This window comes from Azospirillum sp. TSH58 (assembly GCF_003119115.1).
In the GTDB taxonomy this organism is placed as follows: Bacteria; Pseudomonadota; Alphaproteobacteria; order Azospirillales; family Azospirillaceae; genus Azospirillum.
In genome coordinates this window covers 98,462-115,105 of sequence record NZ_CP022367.1, presented here as the reverse complement: position 1 = coordinate 115,105, position 16,644 = coordinate 98,462, and the positions used below count along the sequence as shown (strand labels likewise).

At 67.9% G+C, this 16,644-nt stretch carries 19 protein-coding genes; 10 read left to right on the top strand and 9 right to left on the bottom strand.

The genetic code is table 11. From position 1 onward, the window contains the following. The first annotated feature begins 65 nt into the window (after window positions 1-65). The 4 genes from TSH58p_RS22140 (at window position 66) to TSH58p_RS22125 (ending at window position 3,683) form a co-directional block, all read left to right on the top strand. Window positions 66-1,625: a bifunctional aminoglycoside phosphotransferase/ATP-binding protein gene (locus TSH58p_RS22140; RefSeq protein ID WP_109069528.1), complete on the top strand. Its 1,560-nt coding sequence runs from the start codon at window positions 66-68 to the stop codon at window positions 1,623-1,625. 138 nt (window positions 1,626-1,763) lie between these two features. Continuing rightward, window positions 1,764-2,630, top strand: coding sequence for a universal stress protein (locus TSH58p_RS22135; RefSeq protein ID WP_109069527.1), 867 nt, complete (start codon window positions 1,764-1,766; stop codon window positions 2,628-2,630). 152 nt (window positions 2,631-2,782) lie between these two features. Further along, window positions 2,783-3,043, top strand: coding sequence for a hypothetical protein (locus tag TSH58p_RS22130; protein WP_109069576.1), 261 nt, complete (start codon window positions 2,783-2,785; stop codon window positions 3,041-3,043). Between the two features lie 280 nt (window positions 3,044-3,323). After that, window positions 3,324-3,683 (top strand): hypothetical protein, encoded by a 360-nt coding sequence (locus TSH58p_RS22125; RefSeq protein ID WP_109069526.1) that lies wholly within the window; start codon window positions 3,324-3,326, stop codon window positions 3,681-3,683. Between the two features lie 60 nt (window positions 3,684-3,743). Here TSH58p_RS22125 and TSH58p_RS33670 read toward each other — a convergent pair whose 3' ends face one another. From TSH58p_RS33670 to folK, 3 genes are all read right to left on the bottom strand, one after another. Further along, complete coding sequence (locus tag TSH58p_RS33670; protein WP_199230095.1) at window positions 3,744-3,902, bottom strand: hypothetical protein; 159 nt, start codon at window positions 3,900-3,902, stop codon at window positions 3,744-3,746. A 205-nt stretch (window positions 3,903-4,107) separates the two neighbouring features. Next, complete coding sequence (locus tag TSH58p_RS22120) at window positions 4,108-4,524, bottom strand: dihydroneopterin aldolase (RefSeq protein WP_109069525.1); 417 nt, start codon at window positions 4,522-4,524, stop codon at window positions 4,108-4,110. Between the two features lie 101 nt (window positions 4,525-4,625). After that, the gene (gene folK, locus TSH58p_RS22115; RefSeq protein WP_109069524.1) at window positions 4,626-5,132 is read right to left on the bottom strand and encodes a 2-amino-4-hydroxy-6-hydroxymethyldihydropteridine diphosphokinase; all 507 of its coding nucleotides are present in this window, start codon (window positions 5,130-5,132) and stop codon (window positions 4,626-4,628) included. A gap of 237 nt (window positions 5,133-5,369) precedes the next feature. Here folK and TSH58p_RS22110 point away from each other — a divergent pair, with 237 nt between their 5' ends. The 3 genes from TSH58p_RS22110 (at window position 5,370) to TSH58p_RS22100 (ending at window position 7,119) form a co-directional block, all read left to right on the top strand. After that, window positions 5,370-5,831, top strand: coding sequence for a hypothetical protein (locus TSH58p_RS22110; protein WP_109069523.1), 462 nt, complete (start codon window positions 5,370-5,372; stop codon window positions 5,829-5,831). 103 nt (window positions 5,832-5,934) lie between these two features. Next, entirely contained in the window at window positions 5,935-6,609 is a 675-nt protein-coding gene (locus TSH58p_RS22105) for a carbon monoxide dehydrogenase subunit G (RefSeq protein WP_109069522.1), read from the top strand. Between the two features lie 129 nt (window positions 6,610-6,738). Beyond that, window positions 6,739-7,119: a cytochrome c family protein gene (locus TSH58p_RS22100; protein WP_035676169.1), complete on the top strand. Its 381-nt coding sequence runs from the start codon at window positions 6,739-6,741 to the stop codon at window positions 7,117-7,119. Window positions 7,120-7,220: 101 nt separating this feature from the next. On the opposite strand, the gene pepN is transcribed toward TSH58p_RS22100, so the two are convergent. Continuing rightward, entirely contained in the window at window positions 7,221-9,878 is a 2,658-nt protein-coding gene (gene pepN, locus TSH58p_RS22095) for an aminopeptidase N (protein WP_109069521.1), read from the bottom strand. Window positions 9,879-10,120: 242 nt separating this feature from the next. Here pepN and TSH58p_RS22090 point away from each other — a divergent pair, with 242 nt between their 5' ends. From TSH58p_RS22090 to TSH58p_RS22080, 3 genes are read left to right on the top strand one after another with little or no spacing between them, the layout of a single operon-like run. Then, window positions 10,121-10,846: a hypothetical protein gene (locus tag TSH58p_RS22090; RefSeq protein WP_146205851.1), complete on the top strand. Its 726-nt coding sequence runs from the start codon at window positions 10,121-10,123 to the stop codon at window positions 10,844-10,846. A gap of 5 nt (window positions 10,847-10,851) precedes the next feature. Next, window positions 10,852-12,036, top strand: a complete 1,185-nt coding sequence (locus TSH58p_RS22085; RefSeq protein WP_162600078.1) for a M48 family metallopeptidase — start codon at window positions 10,852-10,854, stop codon at window positions 12,034-12,036. 5 nt (window positions 12,037-12,041) lie between these two features. Beyond that, the gene (locus tag TSH58p_RS22080) at window positions 12,042-12,647 is read left to right on the top strand and encodes a hypothetical protein (protein ID WP_109069518.1); all 606 of its coding nucleotides are present in this window, start codon (window positions 12,042-12,044) and stop codon (window positions 12,645-12,647) included. Window positions 12,648-12,715: 68 nt separating this feature from the next. On the opposite strand, the gene TSH58p_RS22075 is transcribed toward TSH58p_RS22080, so the two are convergent. Genes TSH58p_RS22075 through sufD form a run of 5 tightly spaced genes read right to left on the bottom strand, consistent with a single transcriptional unit; the run spans window position 12,716 to window position 16,643 of the window. After that, a complete protein-coding gene (locus TSH58p_RS22075) occupies window positions 12,716-13,072 on the bottom strand; it encodes an iron-sulfur cluster assembly accessory protein (RefSeq protein WP_109069517.1) in 357 nt (118 codons plus the stop codon). Between the two features lie 16 nt (window positions 13,073-13,088). Continuing rightward, the gene (locus TSH58p_RS22070; RefSeq protein ID WP_199230094.1) at window positions 13,089-13,514 is read right to left on the bottom strand and encodes an iron-sulfur cluster assembly protein; all 426 of its coding nucleotides are present in this window, start codon (window positions 13,512-13,514) and stop codon (window positions 13,089-13,091) included. A 23-nt stretch (window positions 13,515-13,537) separates the two neighbouring features. Beyond that, the gene (sufU, locus tag TSH58p_RS22065; protein ID WP_109069516.1) at window positions 13,538-14,005 is read right to left on the bottom strand and encodes a Fe-S cluster assembly sulfur transfer protein SufU; all 468 of its coding nucleotides are present in this window, start codon (window positions 14,003-14,005) and stop codon (window positions 13,538-13,540) included. Continuing rightward, a complete protein-coding gene (locus TSH58p_RS22060) occupies window positions 14,002-15,276 on the bottom strand; it encodes a cysteine desulfurase (RefSeq protein ID WP_109069515.1) in 1,275 nt (424 codons plus the stop codon). Before TSH58p_RS22060 ends, sufU begins: the two co-directional genes overlap by 4 nt. 11 nt (window positions 15,277-15,287) lie before the next feature. Continuing rightward, entirely contained in the window at window positions 15,288-16,643 is a 1,356-nt protein-coding gene (gene sufD, locus TSH58p_RS22055; protein WP_109069514.1) for a Fe-S cluster assembly protein SufD, read from the bottom strand. Window position 16,644: the final 1 nt, after the last annotated feature.

Sequence of the window (16,644 nt, the reverse complement as noted above, 5' to 3'; positions counted from 1 at the left end):
TTTGTGAAGGCCTAGGCGGTTGGCGGGGCTCATCGGGGATCGCGGCGGCGTGCTAGACTGCCGTCATGCAGAACCCCGCTTCCGATCCGGCACAGGACCCGACGCAGACGGTGGCCGCCTTCCTCGCCGATCCGGCGAGCCACGGCGGGGCGGCGGTGGAGCGTGTCGAAACCCACGCCGCCATCGTCTTCCTGGCCGGCGACCGGGCCTGCAAGCTGAAGCGCGCGGTCCGCTATCCCTATCTGGATTATTCGACGGTCGAGCGCCGCCGTGCGGCCTGCGTGGAGGAGTTGCGCCTGAACCGGCGCACCGCGCCGTCGCTCTATCTCGGCCTGGACTCGGTGGTGCGGCGGCCGGACGGCGCGCTCGCCTTCGGTGGCGAGGACGCGGCGGGTGGAACGGCGCTGGACTGGCTGGTCGTGATGCGCCGTTTTCCGCAGGACGCCCTGCTGGACCGCGTGGCGGAACGGGGGGCTCTCGGCGACGACCTGAGTCGCGCCTTGGCCGACGCCGTGACGGCCTTCCACGAGGCCGCCGAGCCACGCCCGGACGGTGGCGGGGCGGCGGCGATGCGGGAGGTCGTGGAGGGCAACATCGCCGAGTTGCGCGCCTGCCCGTCCCTGTTCGCGCCGGAGCGCGTGGAGCGGCTGGCCGAGAGGTCGACGGACGCGCTGCGGCGTCTGGCCCCGCTGCTGGAGGACCGGCGGCGCGGCGGCTTCGTCCGGCATTGCCACGGCGACCTGCATCTGCGGAACATCGTGCTTCTCGACGGAAAGCCGGTCCTGTTCGACGGCATCGAGTTCGACGAGCGACTGGCGGTCATCGACGTCGCCTATGACCTCGCCTTTCTGCTGATGGATCTGGAGCGGCGGGGGCTGCGCCCGCAAGGCAACGCTTTCCTCAACCGCGGCCTGGACGCGACGGAGGACTACGGCGCCCTGGCGCTGCTGCCCCTGTTCCTGTCGATAAGGGCGGCCATCCGCGCCAAGATCGCCGCCAGCACGGCGGCGCTCCGCCCCGGTGCCGATACGGCGCGGAGGTCGGAGCGGGAGGCGGTGGCCTATCTGGACCAGGCCGTGGCGGCGCTGGAGCCGCCGCCGCCGCGGCTGGTCGCCGTCGGCGGCCTGTCCGGCAGCGGCAAGACCCGGCTGGCCCGCGCCCTGGCGCCGTCGCTGGGGGCATCGCCGGGCGCCGTCGTCCTGCGCTCCGACGCGCTGCGCAAGCGCTTTTTCCGGGTTGGGGAGACGGAGCGGCTCCCCGCGGACGCCTACACGCCCGCGGTGACGGAGCGGGTCTACGCCGGGCTGCTGGAGCGGGCGCGGACCGTGCTGGCCGCCGGGCACGCCGTGGTGCTGGACGCCGTCCATGCCCGGCCGGAGGAGCGGGCCGCCGTCGCCCGCCTTGCGGCGGACGCCGGCGTGCGATTCGACGGGATCTGGCTCGACGCGCCGCTGGACGCGCGGATCGCCCGCATCGCCGCCCGCCGTGGCGACGCCTCCGACGCGACGGCGGAGGTGGCCGAGCGGCAGGCTGTCTATGATCTGGGTCCGCTTGAATGGCTGCGCACGAATGCTGGCAGGGATGCGGGGGAAACGCTTGCGGCCGTGCTGGAGCGACTGGTGTAATTCCAGGTGGAACGGGCGCCGCCGGTTCCCCATGGTCTAGTATAGGGGCGGCGCGGCGCTGGAAACGGTGCATCCAGCCGCCGTTCCGACAGGCACCGTCCATAAGATGGGCCGGCGGAAACGGCCCGGGGGGAGATCATGTCACTCAAGACGATCCTTGTGCCGCTGGCCGGACTCGACGGCGACACGGTGGCGCTGAACGCCGCGCTGAAGATCGCGCGCGAATTCGACGCCCATGTCGACGCTCTGTTCGTGTCGCTGGACCCGCGCGACGCCGTGCCCATGCTGGGCGAGGGCATGTCCGGGGCGATGGTCGAGGAGATCATGCGCGCCGCCGAGGGGGAGTCGAAGACCCACCTCCACACCGCCCGCCGCACCTTCGACGATGTGATTCGCGCCGCGGACGTCGAACTGCGCGACGTGCCCACCGGCGTCGAGGCGCCGACCGCCCAGTGGCGGGAGGAAACCGGCCGCGTCGAGGAGGTGGTGCCGCGCGAAGGGCGGCTGGCCGACCTGCTGGTCTTCGCCCACACCACGCTGGACAGCAACACCCAGGCGTACGCGACGGTGGAAAGCGCCCTGCTGGGGGCGGCCCGCCCGCTGCTGCTGGCGCCCGCCACCCTGCCGGACGAGATCGGGCGCACGGTGGCGCTCGCCTGGAACGGCAGCCCCGAATCGGTGCGCGCCCTGACTGGTGCGATGCCTTTCCTGACCGGTGCCGACACCGTCCATGTGCTGACCGCGGAGACCTCCAACACCCAGGCTGCGGCAGGACGTCGCATCGCCCACTATCTCGCTTGGCACGGCGTTAACGTTCAGGTAACCATATTGAAGCCGGGATCGGAACCCGTCGGCCAAGCCATCATCAACAAGGCCGCGGAACTTGGGTCCGACCTCCTTGTGATGGGGGGCTACGGGCACAGCCGGATGCGGGAAATGATCCTGGGTGGCGTGACCCGCTATGTGCTGAATCACGCCGGCCTGCCCGTGCTTATGGCCCATTGACGACGGGGCCGCTCTTTTAAAAAGGCCGGGCTTCCTCGATCCGACGCGCGGCGCCGCGATGACGGGCGCCCTCCACGCCGATGGTTTTCAACCACAAGGGCCACCCGGACTCCGGTCCGGGCAAGGCCCGGCAATCGGGAAGGGAACGCGCCATGTTGACGATCGACGATTGCATCGCGCTCAGCGATCTGACCGAAGCGGAAATCGACGCCATCGCGGAGCATGAGCATCTGCCGGAAATCCTGGCGGTGGAACTGGGCTGCTGTCTCGCCCACGACGCCGAAGGCATCCGCCGGATCGCCCGCATCATCCGCGAGGACATCGAACGGGCCCGCAGCCATGGGCAGACCGTCCATGCCCGCCAGTTGACGATGGTCCTGGACGGCTTCGTGCACGACCACCCGGCCCTGTAGCCCGGCCCTGTAGCCCGCCCTGCAGCGCAGGTCCGCGCGGCAGGAGGTCGACGGGAAGGAAACGCCCCATCCGCACCGCGACGGTGCGTCGGGGAGCGGGGAGGCGCGGAACAACCGGCCCCCCGTTCGGTTGGCATTGGCGGGTTCGCGTCGGGGGGACGGCGGGGAGCGCGCTTGGCGCGCTCCCCCAACCGTCGTGACACCGCGGCGCGTTCTGTCTTGTTCCGCCGCCAGCAAAGGCCGCCGGCAAACAAAGGCCGCCAGCAAAGGACGAACGCCCGTGCCCCTGAAAACGATCCGCCTCGAACTGGCCCGCACCGCCGACCATCCGGAAGGCAGCGCGGAACACGGCTATGAATTCACCGCGCCGCTGACCCCGGACGGCCACCTCGACCTTGAGGAATGGCGCAGCCACAAGCCCGCCTGCACGGTCCGCCGCTTCTGGCGCGGGGAGGACGAGCAGACCGGCCACCTCACCCATCGGGGCAAGGGATGGCTGTTCGATTATGACGTCGACGACAGCGACGACGATGAACCGATTTTCCGTTTCGACCGTCACACGCTGGTGGAGGGCGAATACATCTCCATCACCGAGCATGACGGAGTGCAGCGCCCCTTCCGCGTCGTGTCCGTCCGCTGAGCGCTGGCCGGCTTCCGCGGCGGTCCGCTTGTTCCGGACCCGCCGCGCCGTTCCGCCCGCTCAGGCGGCCAGCTGTTCCTCGCGGTCGCGCAAATTGCGCCCGACCTCTTCGAGAAGCTCGCGCAACGTCTCGGCGGTCATGCCGTCGCGCGTCATGAGGGCGACGATGATGGGCTCGTCCAGGATTTCCGACAGGGTCGGAGCCGTCAATTGGTCCATGTTACCCTCCCTGTTCATTCCGGCCGGCCTTGAGGCGGCGTCGTTTTCCATTGTACGCAAGATACGGTATTTCGCAACAATGATGCGCCGCGAAATAAACTATCACAGTCGGCGTAAGGGTAAAAAAGTGCTGAGTGTTCATGCCTGAACACCGTAACGATGCCTATGCCGGCAATGGGATTACCACGATGGAGGGGCCGTGGGCTCAGCGGCCCGTGTCGCGGTTCCGCGTGATCGTGACTCCGGACCCGGCGGTGTCGGGAAGCAGGGACGACAGTTCCACGTCCACACGAACGTGGCGCACCTTCGGGTAGGCCAGACACAGATCGGCGGTGCGGTCGGCCAGATAGTCGGGACCGGGCAGTGCCTCCTGCGCGCACAGCCGGCGCAGGTCCTCGACGATGTCCTCGTAGGACATGACCGCGGTGATGTCGTCGGGGAAGCTCAGTCCGGGGTGGCTGACCTTCAATTCCAGGCTGATGCGGACGGTGGGGCGCCCGGGGCGCCCGGCGACCGACACGGTGGCGGTGAAGTCGCGCAGCAGGATGGTGTAGGTCGCCGCCGCGCCGGACACATCGGCGCCGAAGGGTCGGGAAACAGGGTCGTTGGCCAAAAAAAGCATCTCCTGGCGGGTGGCGGCCCTGGTCCATGCCCCGCCGGGGGCGGCCGCCTCGTCGCTGCGCCGCGCCCACTATAGCGCAGGCGCCCGCCCGTTCGGCAAGGTCAGACCGCCACCGGAAGTTCCGTGCCGGTGCGGACAACCGTGTCGCGACCCGGCACGGCGGCCAGCAGATCGTCGACGCTGCGCGGGATGGCCGGGTGCTGCAGGCCGCCCGCGATGTCGGCGAGCGGGGCCAGGACGAACGCGCGCTCCGCGATGCGGGGATGGGGGATCTCCAGTTCCGGCGCGTACATCACCAACTCGCCATAGAACAGGATATCGATGTCGATGGGGCGCGGCCCGAAGCGAAGGCCGCCTTCCAGGTCGCGGCCCATCTCCGCCTCGACGCTCTTGATGTGGCGCAGGAGTTCCCAGGGGCCGAGCGCCGTCTGGGCGCGCAACACCATGTTCAGGAAGGCCGGCTGGTCGGTCACATACATCGGAGCGGTTTCGTAGACGGGCGAGGCCAGCGTGATGCGGACCTGCGGAGCGAGCCGTTGCTGCGCGGCCGCCAGATTGGCGGCGCGGTCGCCCAGATTGCTGCCAAGCGCAAGGTAGACCGTGGTCATCGCAAAACCGTCGCTAGTCGAAACCATACCATTGTCAGTCATACCACGATCCTCCGTTCCATCAACCGTCAAAGCGTCCTCACATCCGAAACCAGCCTTCCGTACCCTGAGGAGGATCGGCACCGAGTTGGCAGTGCTGGAGCACGCTCCGGTTTAGGTAGCCGGCTTTCTCCGGGAACCGCAAGCGGTGGGCGGGGTTGTGCCAGTCGTGCGATGATGCGTGGGAGGGCGAGGGTCATGATGCTTCGGCAGGTCGGAACGGCGGCGCTTCTTGGGCTGGCCGGGGCATTTCTGGCGTCCTGCGCCACAGGGCCGGACCCGCAGATCGCCCGGCGGGCCCAGACCGAAATGGTCGGCATGCCGAAGGAGCGGCTGCTCGCCTGCGCCGGGGTTCCGGCGCGGCAGGCCCAGGCCGGCGGGCGGGAATACTACACCTACGTCTCCGACCCCGGTGTCGCCGTCAGCCCGCTCGGCGGCAGCAGCATCGGCGTCGGCGGTTTCGGAGGGGGCGGTTCCAGCGGGGTCGGCGTCGGGCTGGGCTTCGGGCTGCCGATCGGTTCCTCATCGCCCGGCATGTGCGAGGCCACCTTCGTCCTCGGGCCGGGCGGGGTCGTGGAGCAGGTGTCCTATCCGGGCAACGCCTCGCTGTCCGCCTGCACGCCGATCGTCCAGAACTGCGTTCCGCCCGCCCCGCGCTGAACGGCCCCTTCCTGGCTGAAAGGGGGACTGTCGCCGGCCGCGGCCTTGCCGTATCGTCCGGCTATGGCTTGGCTGTGAGAAAAAGGCAGGGGAGGACCACGTCATGGACATGAGCGGCAGCCAGCGCATCACGGCCCCGCGGGACAAGGTTTGGGCGGCGCTGAACGATCCGGACATCCTGCGCCAGTGCATTCCCGGCTGCGAGGAGGTGCAGAAGACCTCCGACACGGAATTCACCGCCAAGGTCGTCGCCAAGGTCGGGCCGGTCAGCGCCAAGTTCTCCGGCAAGGTGACCCTCTCCGACCTCGACCCGCCCAACGGCTACACCATCACCGGCGAAGGCTCCGGCGGGGCCGCCGGTTTCGGCAAGGGCGGCGCCAAGGTCTCGCTGGAACCGGACGGCGAGGCGGCGACGGTCCTGTCCTACACCGCCCACGCCACGGTCGGCGGCAAGCTGGCGCAGATCGGATCGCGTCTGGTGGACGCCACGGCGCGTAAGATGGCGGATGATTTCTTCAACCGCTTCACGGCGGTGGTCGGCGGGCCGGCGCCCGAGCCGGTTCCCGAACCGGTTGCGGAAGCGGCCTCGGAAACTGTCGCGGAGCCTGTGGCGCGGAGCACCGCGGCGCCTCGACCGGTCACACCCGCCGTGGCGGCTCCCGCCCCGGAAATTCCCATCCCGCTTCCCGCCGCCCGCGGGCGGGGCGGCTTCTATGTGCCTTGGGCGGCGCTGGTCGTGGTGGCTGTTCTTGTCCTTCTTCTCGCCTGGATGAAATAACCCGTATTTGGTGTTTGTGCTGTGGGCGCGACACGTTGGGGGGTTGGCCTTAACCACAGAATGTGTATGCTGCGCCCGAACCTGCCGGCATCCGAACGCCGGCCTCATCCGGAAGGGGGAATCTGACCAATGAACAAGCATATCCTGGGCGCCGCCCTGATCGCCGGCATTGCCATGGGCGCGGGCGCCGCGCAGGCCGCTGACGCCGCCGCCGGTAAGGACGTCTTCAAGCAGTGCATGGCTTGCCACACCGCGGAGCAGGGCAAGAACAAGGTCGGCCCGTCGCTGTTCGGCGTCGTCGGCCGCCCGGCCGCCTCGATCGACGGCTTCAAGTACTCCAAGCCGATGCAGGAGAAGGCCGCCGGCGGTCTGGTCTGGACCCCGGACAACCTGAAGGCCTACATCACCGCCCCGAAGGAAGTCGTTCCGGGCGGCACGATGGCCTTCGCGGGCATCAAGGACGCCGGCAAGGTGGACGATCTGATCGCCTTCCTGGGTGAGCAGAAGTAAAGACGCCCGCGTTTCGGCGCGGGGGTATGGACGGGCCGGAGGGGAAACCCTCCGGCCCTTTCCTTTTGGGCAAACCCGCCTCTGGGGCAGGCCGCTTCGGGTCAGCCGGCGGCCTCCAGGCTCTTGCTCGCCACCTCGAAGACGTCCGGCGACAGGCCCGGCGTGGCGACGATGCGCTCCAGCTCGGCCTTCATCAGGGCACGGCGCGTCGCATCGTAGCGGCGCAGGCGCGAGAAGGGCCCGACCATGCGGGCCGCGACCTGCGGGTTCATCGGGTCGAGCCGGAGGACCTGATCGGCCAGGAAGCGATAGCCCGCCCCGCTGGTGTCGTGGAAGCGCACCGGGTTGCCGCCCGCGAAGCCGCCGATCAGGGCGTAGACCTTGTTCGGGTTGCGGATCTCGAAGGCGGGGTGGGCGAGCAGCTCCGTCACCCGCTCCAGCGTGTCGGGACGGTGCGAGGTCGCCTGCACGCCGAACCACTTGTCCACGACCAGCGCCTCGCCCTTCCAGCGCTCGTAGAAGCCGGCGATGGCCTCGTCCCGTTCCGGCGCGTTGGAATTGCTGAGGAACTGCAGGGCCGCCATCACGTCGGTCATCGCCTGGGCGCCGCGATACTGGCCGAGGCAGAGGCTGAGCGCCTCCTCGTCCTCCAGCGCCATGAGATAGGCGAGGCACAGATTCTTCAGTGCCCGCCGTCCGATCGCCGCGGCGTCCACCGAGAAGGGCTCGTTGCCCGCGTTGCGGCGGTAAGTCTCAAGCCAGCCGGGCCGCAGCGCCTCGGCCAGCCGGCGGCGGGCGAACTCGCGCACGGCGTGGATGGCGTCGGGGTCGATCACCTCCATCTGCGTGCCGAGGTAGCTCTCGGTCGGCAGCACCAGGGCCTGCGCGGCGAAGGCCGGGTCCTGGTCGGCGTCCTTCAGGACGGCGCCCACCGCGTCGATGAAGCTCTGGGGCAGCGCAAGGTCCCGCCCGGCCTGCCGGTCGGCGACCAGGGAGAGCAGCAGGCGGGTGGCCAGCGTCTGCCCGGCCTCCCAGCGGTTGAAGGCGTCGCTGTCGTTGGCCATCAGGAAGGTCAGGTCGCCGTCCGTCAGGTCGGCCCGCAGCTTCACCGGGGCGGAGAAGCCGCGCAGCAGCGACGGCACCGGGCGTGCCGGCACGTCGACGAACGTGAAGGTCTGCTCGGCCTCGGTGATGTGCAGGGTGCGGCTGGTGCCGGTCGCCTCCGCCTCGCCGGACAGGCGCAGCGGCAGGTCCGCCCCGTCCGGACCGAGCAGGCCCGTGACCAGCGGGATGTGCATCGGCTCCTTCACCGGCTGGCCGGGGGTGGGCGGCACGGTCTGCCGGACGGTCAGCCGGTAGGTCTTGGCCGCCTCGTCATGGGCCCCGGACACGTCCAGCTCCGGCGTGCCGGCCTGCCGGTACCAGCGCTTGAACTGGGTCAGGTCCACGCCGGTGGCGTCGGACATCGCCGCCGCGAAGTCGTCGCAGGTCACCGCCTGCCCGTCGTGGCGCTGGAAGTACAGGTCCATGCCCTTGCGGAAGCCCTGCGGCCCCAGCAGCGTGTGGTACATGCGGATGACTTCCGACCCCTTGTCGTAGACGGTGGGGGTGTAGAAGTTGTTGATCTCCACATAGCTGTCCGGGCGCACGGGGTGCGCCATGGCGCCGGAATCCTCCGGGAACTGCACGGTGCGCAGGCGCTGCACGTCGGCGATGCGCTTGACCGCCCGCGAGTTCATGTCGCTGGAGAATTCCTGGTCGCGGAAGACGGTCAGCCCCTCCTTCAGCGAGAGCTGGAACCAGTCGCGGCAGGTGACGCGGTTGCCGGTCCAGTTGTGGAAATACTCGTGGGCCACCACCGCCTCGATGCCCAGGAAATCCTGGTCGGTGGCGGTCTCCGGCTTGGCCAGGATGTATTTCGTGTTGAAGACGTTGAGGGACTTGTTCTCCATCGCCCCCATGTTGAAGTCGCCGACGGCGACGATGTTGAAGATGTCCAGGTCGTATTCCAGCCCGAACACCTCCTCGTCCCAGCGCATCGACTTGATGAGCGAGCGCATGGCGTGGTCGACCTTGTCCTCGTTCCCCGGCTCGACATAGATGCGCAGGGTCACGTCGCGGCCGGACGCGGTGCGGAAGCGGTCCTCCTGGTGCACAAGACTGCCGGCGACCAGGGCGAACAGGTAGCAGGGCTTGGGGAAGGGGTCCTCCCACACCGCGCGGTGGCGCCCGTCGGGCAGGTCGCCGGAGTCCACGAGGTTGCCGTTGGACAGCAGCACCGGGTAGCGCGCCTTGTCCGCCGTGATCGTGGTGGTGTAGCGGGCCATCACGTCGGGCCGGTCGGCGAAATAGGTGATCTTGCGGAAGCCCTCGGCCTCGCACTGGGTGCAGAAGTTGCCTGAGGACTTGTAGAGCCCCTCCAGCGCCGTGTTCTCCTGCGGCTTGATGCGGACGACGGTTTCCAGCGTGAAGGTCTCCGGCACGCTGTGGACGGTCAGATGGTCCGGCGTGACGGTGTAGTCGGCATCGCCCAGCGGCTGCCCATTCAGCGCCACGGACACCAGCTCCAGCCGCTGCCCGTCCAGCGTCAGCGGCAGCGCCGCCGCGTCGTCGCGCGCCGGGTTGCGCCGCAGCCCGAGCTGCGCGCGGACCGTGGTCACCTCCTCGCCGAGGTCGAAGAACAGATCGACCGTGTCGATCAGATGCGCGGGCGGGCGGTAGTCCTGCAGGCGGATGGCCTTGGGCGTGCCTTTGTCCATGGGGCTTTTCTCTAACCTTGTTTTGGCCGTGTCGGCGTCGCGGGGACGGACTCTAGCATGGAGAGTGGGGACGCGGAGGGGCGTTGGACAGGGGCAAGACGCATCCATTGCGCCTTGGTCCGGCGGGACATGCAGGTGGTGACCACAGGTGGCGGTATCTGTTGATTTTGCCCTTAATGATACATAGAACTGAAAGAAGTAATGCTTTTGGTATGAATATCCCAGTATGATGGAGCCATCGCGTGTCCGGTCGATCGTTTCCCGCGCTTTCAGTGTTCGGCAGAGTTCTGGCTGTTCTTGTGGCGGTGGTTCTGGTATCCGCCTGTCAATCCAGCGTAAAGCATGTCGAAACGATCAAACGCCCGGGCAACAGCACCCGGATTGTGCTGATGCCTCTTGACGTTGAGCTCAGCGAGCTGTCGGCAGCCGGAATGAATGAGCCGAAGGCCGAATGGACCGAGGCGGCGCGTCGTCACCTGTCCGTGGCTTTCGACGAACAACAGGCGGATTTGGGACTGAGCATCGCCGCCTTCGATGACAGCAAGGCCAATCCGGAGGTCGTGGACACCCTGCATCAATTGCAGAGGCTGCATGAAAAGGTCGGCACCTCGGCCATGATCCACCACTTCTTCGACGTCAAGAAACTGCCGACCAAGCGCGGCACCTTCGACTGGACCCTGGGAACCACCGCCAGAACGTTGAAGGAGGCGACCGGTGCCGATTACGCGCTGTTCGTCTGGGTGCGCGACAGCTACGCCAGTGGCGGCCGCGTCGCCCTGATGGTCGCGGCGGCGGTGCTGGGCGTCGGGGTGCAGGGCGGATCACAGGTCGGCTTCGCGTCGCTGGTGGATCTCGAAACCGGGAACATTGTCTGGTTCAACCGGCTGATGCGCGGTGCCGGCGATCTGCGCACCGTGGAACCGGCGCGTGAAACCGCGAAGGTGCTGCTGGCGGACTTCCCGAAATGACTGTCATGCGGCGCCAGACAATGCATCGCCGGAGCTTTCTTGCGGGCTGCGGCTGCTGTTCCGCTTTGGCACTGACCGGCTGCACGACCACCGGAACGGGCGAGGGCAACACCGCACCCGGCTACCGGCCGTCCGCGGCGACGGATGAGGGCGGGCTCTGGCAGGTGATGGACCGGACGGAGAGCGACGTGAAGCGCTCCCGCGCCCTGGTGCGAGACGAGGCCGTGAACACCTATCTGCGCGACATCGTGTGCCGCATGACCGCGGACCACTGTGCCGATATCCGGGTCTATATCGTGCGCACGCCGGTGTTCAACGCATCGATGGCGCCGAACGGGATGATGCAGGTCTACTCCGGCCTTCTTCTGCGCACCCGCAACGAGGCCCAGCTGGCCGCCGTTCTGGGTCATGAAATCGGGCATTATCTGCGGAAGCACTCGTTGCAGAAATGGCGTGATGCACGGGCCAAGGCGGATTTCGGGGCGTTCCTGAGTCTCGGCCTGGCCCTGGCCGGCATCCCCGCGGTGGGAAGCCTGACCCAGATGGCTCTGCTCGCCAGCATATTCTCCTACTCCCGCGACCAGGAGCGGGAGGCCGACGACATTGGCATCCATCTCATGGCGAAGGCCGGCTATGCGCCGGGAGAGGCCGCGCGCGTCTGGGAGCAGTTGGTCGCCGAGAAGAAGGCGATGGCGGAGGAAGCCGAGCGCAACATCTTCTTCGCGTCGCACCCGGAGCCGGAGGAGCGGCAGGCGATACTGAAGGCGAAGGCAACCGGCTTGGCCCAGCCTGGGCAGACCGACGGGGCCGAGCCCTACCGCAGAAATTTGCGGGGCCTGCGCCGGACGCTGTTCGAGGATGAACTGCGGATGCGCCAGTTTCCGCGCACGCTGGTCCTGCTCGACCAGCTCTGTTCCGACATCCCACCCGACGCGGACATCATGCATTTCTACGGCGAGGTCCACCGTCTCCGCGCCGAGAACGGGGATCTGGGCCGTGCGCGGGGCTGGTACGAACGGTCGGTCGCCACGCCGGACGCTCCGCCGGAAGCCTGGCGCGGCCTTGGCCTCGTCCTGCGCCAGCAGGGAGAACGGGGACCGTCGGCGGAAGCCTTCCAGCGTTATCTGTCGCTCGCGCCACGGGCGACGGACCGCGACCTCATTCAAAGCTACATCGCCCTGGGGAGTTGATCCGTATGCCGCAGTTTGTAATCCGCACCCTGGCCGTGCTGTACGCCCTGGTGGCTTTGTCCGGCTGCGTGCACTATGCGCTTGTCCCGTCCACGGAAAAGGTGACCGTCCGCAGCGGCATGACCGTCGAACCGGGCATCGAGTGGAACCGGATCACGGCCTTGGGGGCGGCCGACACGGGGAATCTGGATTTCTGGACGGTCGATGGCGAACAGCTGGATCTGCTGATCCTCGCCGCAGGGATCGAAGATGGTAAGCCCCTGTTCAACATCGCCGGAAGCAACGAAAAGCCGCCAGTCTACCGGGCCGGCATGCCGACCGAGGATTTGAGCAGCCTGTTTGAATCGGCCTTCACCAAATCCTTCAAGGCCAAGGTCTTCACGGTCCGCTCGCTGAAGCCGCAGACGGTGTCCGGCGGCGAGGGAATTCGCCTCGATTTCTCCTTCTCAGGAGAGGATGAACTGGATCGCGATGGTGTGGCGGTCCTGGTTCAGAAGAACGGCAAGCTGTACATGGTCGCGCACCAGGGCGCGAGGCTGCACTACCGTCCGAAATACGCGCCGGAGGTGGATCGAATCATCGCGTCGATGCGCATCATCGACAAAGCGTAACCGGCGCGTTCCAACGGATGCCGGGCGCTCGCCGCCTCTCCCGCCGGAAGCGGGAGAGGCGGGGGCGGTCAAACGTGGAAGCTCTCGCCGCAGCCGCAGCGGCCCTTCTCGTTCGGGTTCTTGAAGACGAAGCCGGTCTGGAACTTGTCGTCGACGTAGTCCATCTCGCTGCCGATCAGGAACATCACGGCGGCGGGGTCGATCAGGACGGTGACGCCCTTGTCCTCCACCACCTCGTCGAACTTCATCTTTTCCTTGGCGTACTGCACGTCGTAGCTGAGGCCGGAGCAGCCCTTCGCCTTCACGCCGATGCGCAGGCCGATGTAGTCGTCCGTCGCCTTCGACATCAGCATGCGCACGCGCTCTGCGGCGGCGTCGGTGATGGAGAGGGCCTTGGGGAAAGAAGCCGTAGAAGCCGTGGCCATGGGGATCTTCGCCTCCTTAAAACATGTCCAGTTGGACCCGCGCGACCTCGGACATCATGTCCTGGCGCCAGGGCGGTTCCCAAACCAGTTCCACCTTGCATGTGGTGACGTCCTCGACGGACTCAACCGCCTGCTGCACCTGCATCGGCAGTTCGCCGGCCACCGGGCACATGGGACTGGTCAGGGTCATGTCGATCTCGACCTCGTTGTTCGGGCCGATGTCGACGCGGTAGATCAGGCCCAGCTCCCAGATGTCCACGGGGATTTCCGGGTCGTAGCAGCTCTTCAGCGCCGAGATCACCGCCTCGCTCAGCGCGGCGCGCGGATCGTAGGCGGCCTTGGCCGCGGCCATGTCCGCTTCGGTCTGGTTCATCGGCTTGGCCTCCACGGCGTCGGCGTCCTTTGAGATCGCTTCATCGGGGGAGATCGCGTCATCGGGCATCGCGTTTCACCGTTTCCTGCAACTTACTCGCTGCTCGCCTTGTCCTCGCCTTCGATGGCCGCGTTCATCGCGTGCCAGGCGAGGGTGGCGCATTTCACGCGCACCGGGAACTGACGGACGCCGGAAAGCACCATCAACCGTTCCATGGCGTCCTCGTCCACCGGGCCGTGGTCGCCATGCTCGTGGTCGTCCTTGGTGCACAGGTCGTGGAAGGTCTCGAACAGCGCCTTGGCCTCCGCCTCGGTCTTGCCCTTGACCACCTCCGTCATCATGGACGCGCTGGCGGTGGAGATGGCGCAGCCGCGGCCCTGGAAGGCCACATCCTCCACCACCCCGTCCTTCAGCTTCAGATAGACCATGAAGCGGTCGCCGCACATGGGGTTCTCGCCCTTGGCCTCCCGGTTGGCATCGTCGGGATGCCGGAAGTTCCGGGGGTTCTTGCCGTGGTCCAGGATCACTTCCTGGTACAGCTCGCGCAGTTCGTCCATCATGCTCCGAAGAACTCCTTCACCGCGATCACCGATTCGACCAGAGCGTCGGCTTCCGCCCGCGTGTTGTAAAGGGCGAAGCTGGCCCGCGCCGTGGCGCCGACGCCGAAACGCTCCATCAGCGGCTCCGCGCAGTGGCGGCCGACCCGCACGGCGACGCCGTACTGGTCCACGATGGTGCCGAGGTCGTGCGGGTGCACGCCCTCCAGCGTGAAGGAGATGATCGGACCCTTGCCCGGCGCGGTGCCGTAGACGCGCAGGCCGTCGATCTGGGAAAGCTGCTGCGTGGCGTACTGGAGCAGGTCGTGCTCGTGCGCCGCGATGGCCTCGCGGCCCAGCGTCTCCATGTAGTCCAGCGCCACGCCCAGCCCGATGACCTCGGTGATGGCCGGGGTGCCGGCCTCGAAGCGGGACGGGGGAGCCTTGAAGGTGGTGCCTTCGAAGCTGACGCTCTCGATCATGTCACCGCCGCCCTGGTAGGGAGGCATCTTCTTGAGCAGGTCGTACTTGCCGTACAGCACGCCGGTCCCGGTCGGGCCGTACAGCTTGTGGCCGGTCATGATGTAGAAGTCGGCGTCGATGTCCTGCACGTCCACCACGCCGTGCACGGCGGCCTGGCTGCCGTCGAACAGCACCGGCACGCCGCGCTCGTGCGCCATGCGGGCGATGATCTTGGCCGGCGTCACCGTGCCCAGCACGTTGGAGCAGTGGGTCATCGCCACCAGCTTCGTGCGGTCGGACAGCAGGTCCTCGTAGGCGTTCAGGTCCAGCACGCCGTGCTCGTCCACCGGGACGACCTTGATGCGGATGCCCTTGTCCATCTGCAGGAGCTGCCACGGCACGATGTTGGCGTGGTGCTCCATGACCGAGACGATGATCTCGTCGCCTTCCGACAGGAAGGTCCGGCCGTAGCTGTGGGCGACGAGGTTGACGGCCTCGGTCGCGCTGCGGGTAAAGACGATGTTGCGCTCCGACGGGGCGTTCAGGAAGCGGGCGACCTTGCGGCGGGCCTCCTCGAACTGGTCGGTCGCGGTCTGCGACAGGAAATGGACGCCCCGGTGGATGTTGGAATAATCCTCCTCCAGGAAGCGGGTCATGGCGTCGATGACCTGCCGCGGCTTCTGCGCGGAGGCGGCGCTGTCCAGATAGACGAGCGGCTTGCCGGGCTTGCCCTTCCGCTCGTGCACGGAGCGCGACAGGATGGGGAAGTCGGCGCGGACGCGCTCCACGTCGAAGGTGGGGGCGGATGCGGGGAGGGTGATCTGGGTGTCCATGTCCGGGTCCCTCAGCGCGCGTTCTGCCAGTTGGCGACGTAGCTCTGGAAGGCGTCGCGGACGCTCTCCTCGGCGATCTCCTCCAGCGCCTCGGACAGGAAGGCGCCGATCAGCAGGCCGCGCGCCGTGTCCTTGTCGATGCCGCGGGCGCGCAGGTAGAAGAGCTGGTCGTCGTCCAGCTCGCCCACCGTGGCGCCGTGGCTGCACTTCACGTCGTCGGCGTAGATCTCCAGCTCCGGCTTCGCGTCGATCTCCGCGGTGTCGGAGAGCAGGAGCGCGCGGTTCTGCTGGTAGCCGTCGGTCTTCTGCGCGTTGGGGCGAACGATGATCTTGCCCTGGAAGACGGCGCGGGCCTGGTCGTCGATGACGCCCTTGTAGACCTCGCGGCTGGTGCAGCAGGGCTTGGCGTGGTCGATGAAGGTCGTGGTGTCGACATGCTGCCCGCCGCGCACCATGTAGGCGCCGCTGACATGCGTGTCGCCTTCCTCACCGTCCAGGACGCTGTTCACCTCGTTGCGCGACAGCTTGGCGCCGATGGTCAGGATGAAGTTGTCGTAGACGCCCTTGCCGGCCACCTTCGCCGCGGTGTGCGACAGGTGGAAGGAGTCCGTGTGCTCGCGCTGGACCTTGTAGTGGTGGACCGACGCGCCCGCGCCGACGAAGACCTCAGTCACGCCGTTCGACAGGGTGGTGCAGGAGCCCAGGCCCACATGATGCTCGACGATCACGGCGCGGGAGTCCGCCTCCGCGACGATCAGGCCGCGCGGGTGGAAGGCGGTGGGCTGCGCCTCGGTGCCGACGGAGACGAAGACCAGCTCGATCGTCTCCTCCACCGTGACGCCGCGCGGCACATGCAGCACCGGGCCGTCCGCCAGGAAGGCGGTGTTCAGCGCGACCAGCGTCTGGTCGTCGGGGGCGGCGATGCGGCCCAGATGCTCGGCCACCAGATCGGGCTTGCGCGCCAGGGCGTCGGCGAGGTTCAGAAGCTCAACCCCCGCCGGCAGGCCGGCGGTGGAGGACAGCTCCGCCCGGAAGCGCCCGTCCACGAAGACCAGCCGCGGGCCGGTCGCGCCGTCCGTGCGCACGGTTGGCAGCACGTCGAAGCGGACCGCCTCGCCGGTCGCGGCCGCCGGCTGGAAGGCCAGCTTGTCGAGCGCGCGCAGGTTGGTGTAGCGCCAGGATTCGTTCTTCACCGTCGGCAGGCCGAGTTCGGCGAAGCGGGCGCGGCCCTGGGCGCGCAGGTCATTCAGCCAGGACAGGCCGCCGCCGGGCAGGCCGTCCCTGACCCGGTCGAACTGCTCCAGGAAGGGCTTGGCCGCCGCCGGGTCGTAGCCCCGCGGCGCCTTCGTGAGGGTTGTCGTCGCCATG

Coding starts and splice junctions, on each gene's coding strand:
- TSH58p_RS22070 (WP_199230094.1), bottom strand. CDS start 13,514: ATGCCCGATGACGCGATCTCCCCCGATGAAGCGATCTCAAAGGACGCC.
- TSH58p_RS22135 (WP_109069527.1), top strand. CDS start 1,764: ATGTCACTCAAGACGATCCTTGTGCCGCTGGCCGGACTCGACGGCGAC.
- TSH58p_RS22110 (WP_109069523.1), top strand. CDS start 5,370: ATGATGCTTCGGCAGGTCGGAACGGCGGCGCTTCTTGGGCTGGCCGGG.
- TSH58p_RS22130 (WP_109069576.1), top strand. CDS start 2,783: ATGTTGACGATCGACGATTGCATCGCGCTCAGCGATCTGACCGAAGCG.
- folK (WP_109069524.1), bottom strand. CDS start 5,132: ATGACCACGGTCTACCTTGCGCTTGGCAGCAATCTGGGCGACCGCGCC.
- TSH58p_RS22100 (WP_035676169.1), top strand. CDS start 6,739: ATGAACAAGCATATCCTGGGCGCCGCCCTGATCGCCGGCATTGCCATG.
- TSH58p_RS22105 (WP_109069522.1), top strand. CDS start 5,935: ATGGACATGAGCGGCAGCCAGCGCATCACGGCCCCGCGGGACAAGGTT.
- TSH58p_RS22080 (WP_109069518.1), top strand. CDS start 12,042: ATGCCGCAGTTTGTAATCCGCACCCTGGCCGTGCTGTACGCCCTGGTG.
- pepN (WP_109069521.1), bottom strand. CDS start 9,878: ATGGACAAAGGCACGCCCAAGGCCATCCGCCTGCAGGACTACCGCCCG.
- TSH58p_RS22085 (WP_162600078.1), top strand. CDS start 10,852: ATGCGGCGCCAGACAATGCATCGCCGGAGCTTTCTTGCGGGCTGCGGC.
- TSH58p_RS22075 (WP_109069517.1), bottom strand. CDS start 13,072: ATGGCCACGGCTTCTACGGCTTCTTTCCCCAAGGCCCTCTCCATCACC.
- sufU (WP_109069516.1), bottom strand. CDS start 14,005: ATGATGGACGAACTGCGCGAGCTGTACCAGGAAGTGATCCTGGACCAC.
- TSH58p_RS22120 (WP_109069525.1), bottom strand. CDS start 4,524: ATGCTTTTTTTGGCCAACGACCCTGTTTCCCGACCCTTCGGCGCCGAT.
- TSH58p_RS22140 (WP_109069528.1), top strand. CDS start 66: ATGCAGAACCCCGCTTCCGATCCGGCACAGGACCCGACGCAGACGGTG.
- TSH58p_RS22060 (WP_109069515.1), bottom strand. CDS start 15,276: ATGGACACCCAGATCACCCTCCCCGCATCCGCCCCCACCTTCGACGTG.
- TSH58p_RS33670 (WP_199230095.1), bottom strand. CDS start 3,902: ATGGACCAATTGACGGCTCCGACCCTGTCGGAAATCCTGGACGAGCCC.
- sufD (WP_109069514.1), bottom strand. CDS start 16,643: ATGGCGACGACAACCCTCACGAAGGCGCCGCGGGGCTACGACCCGGCG.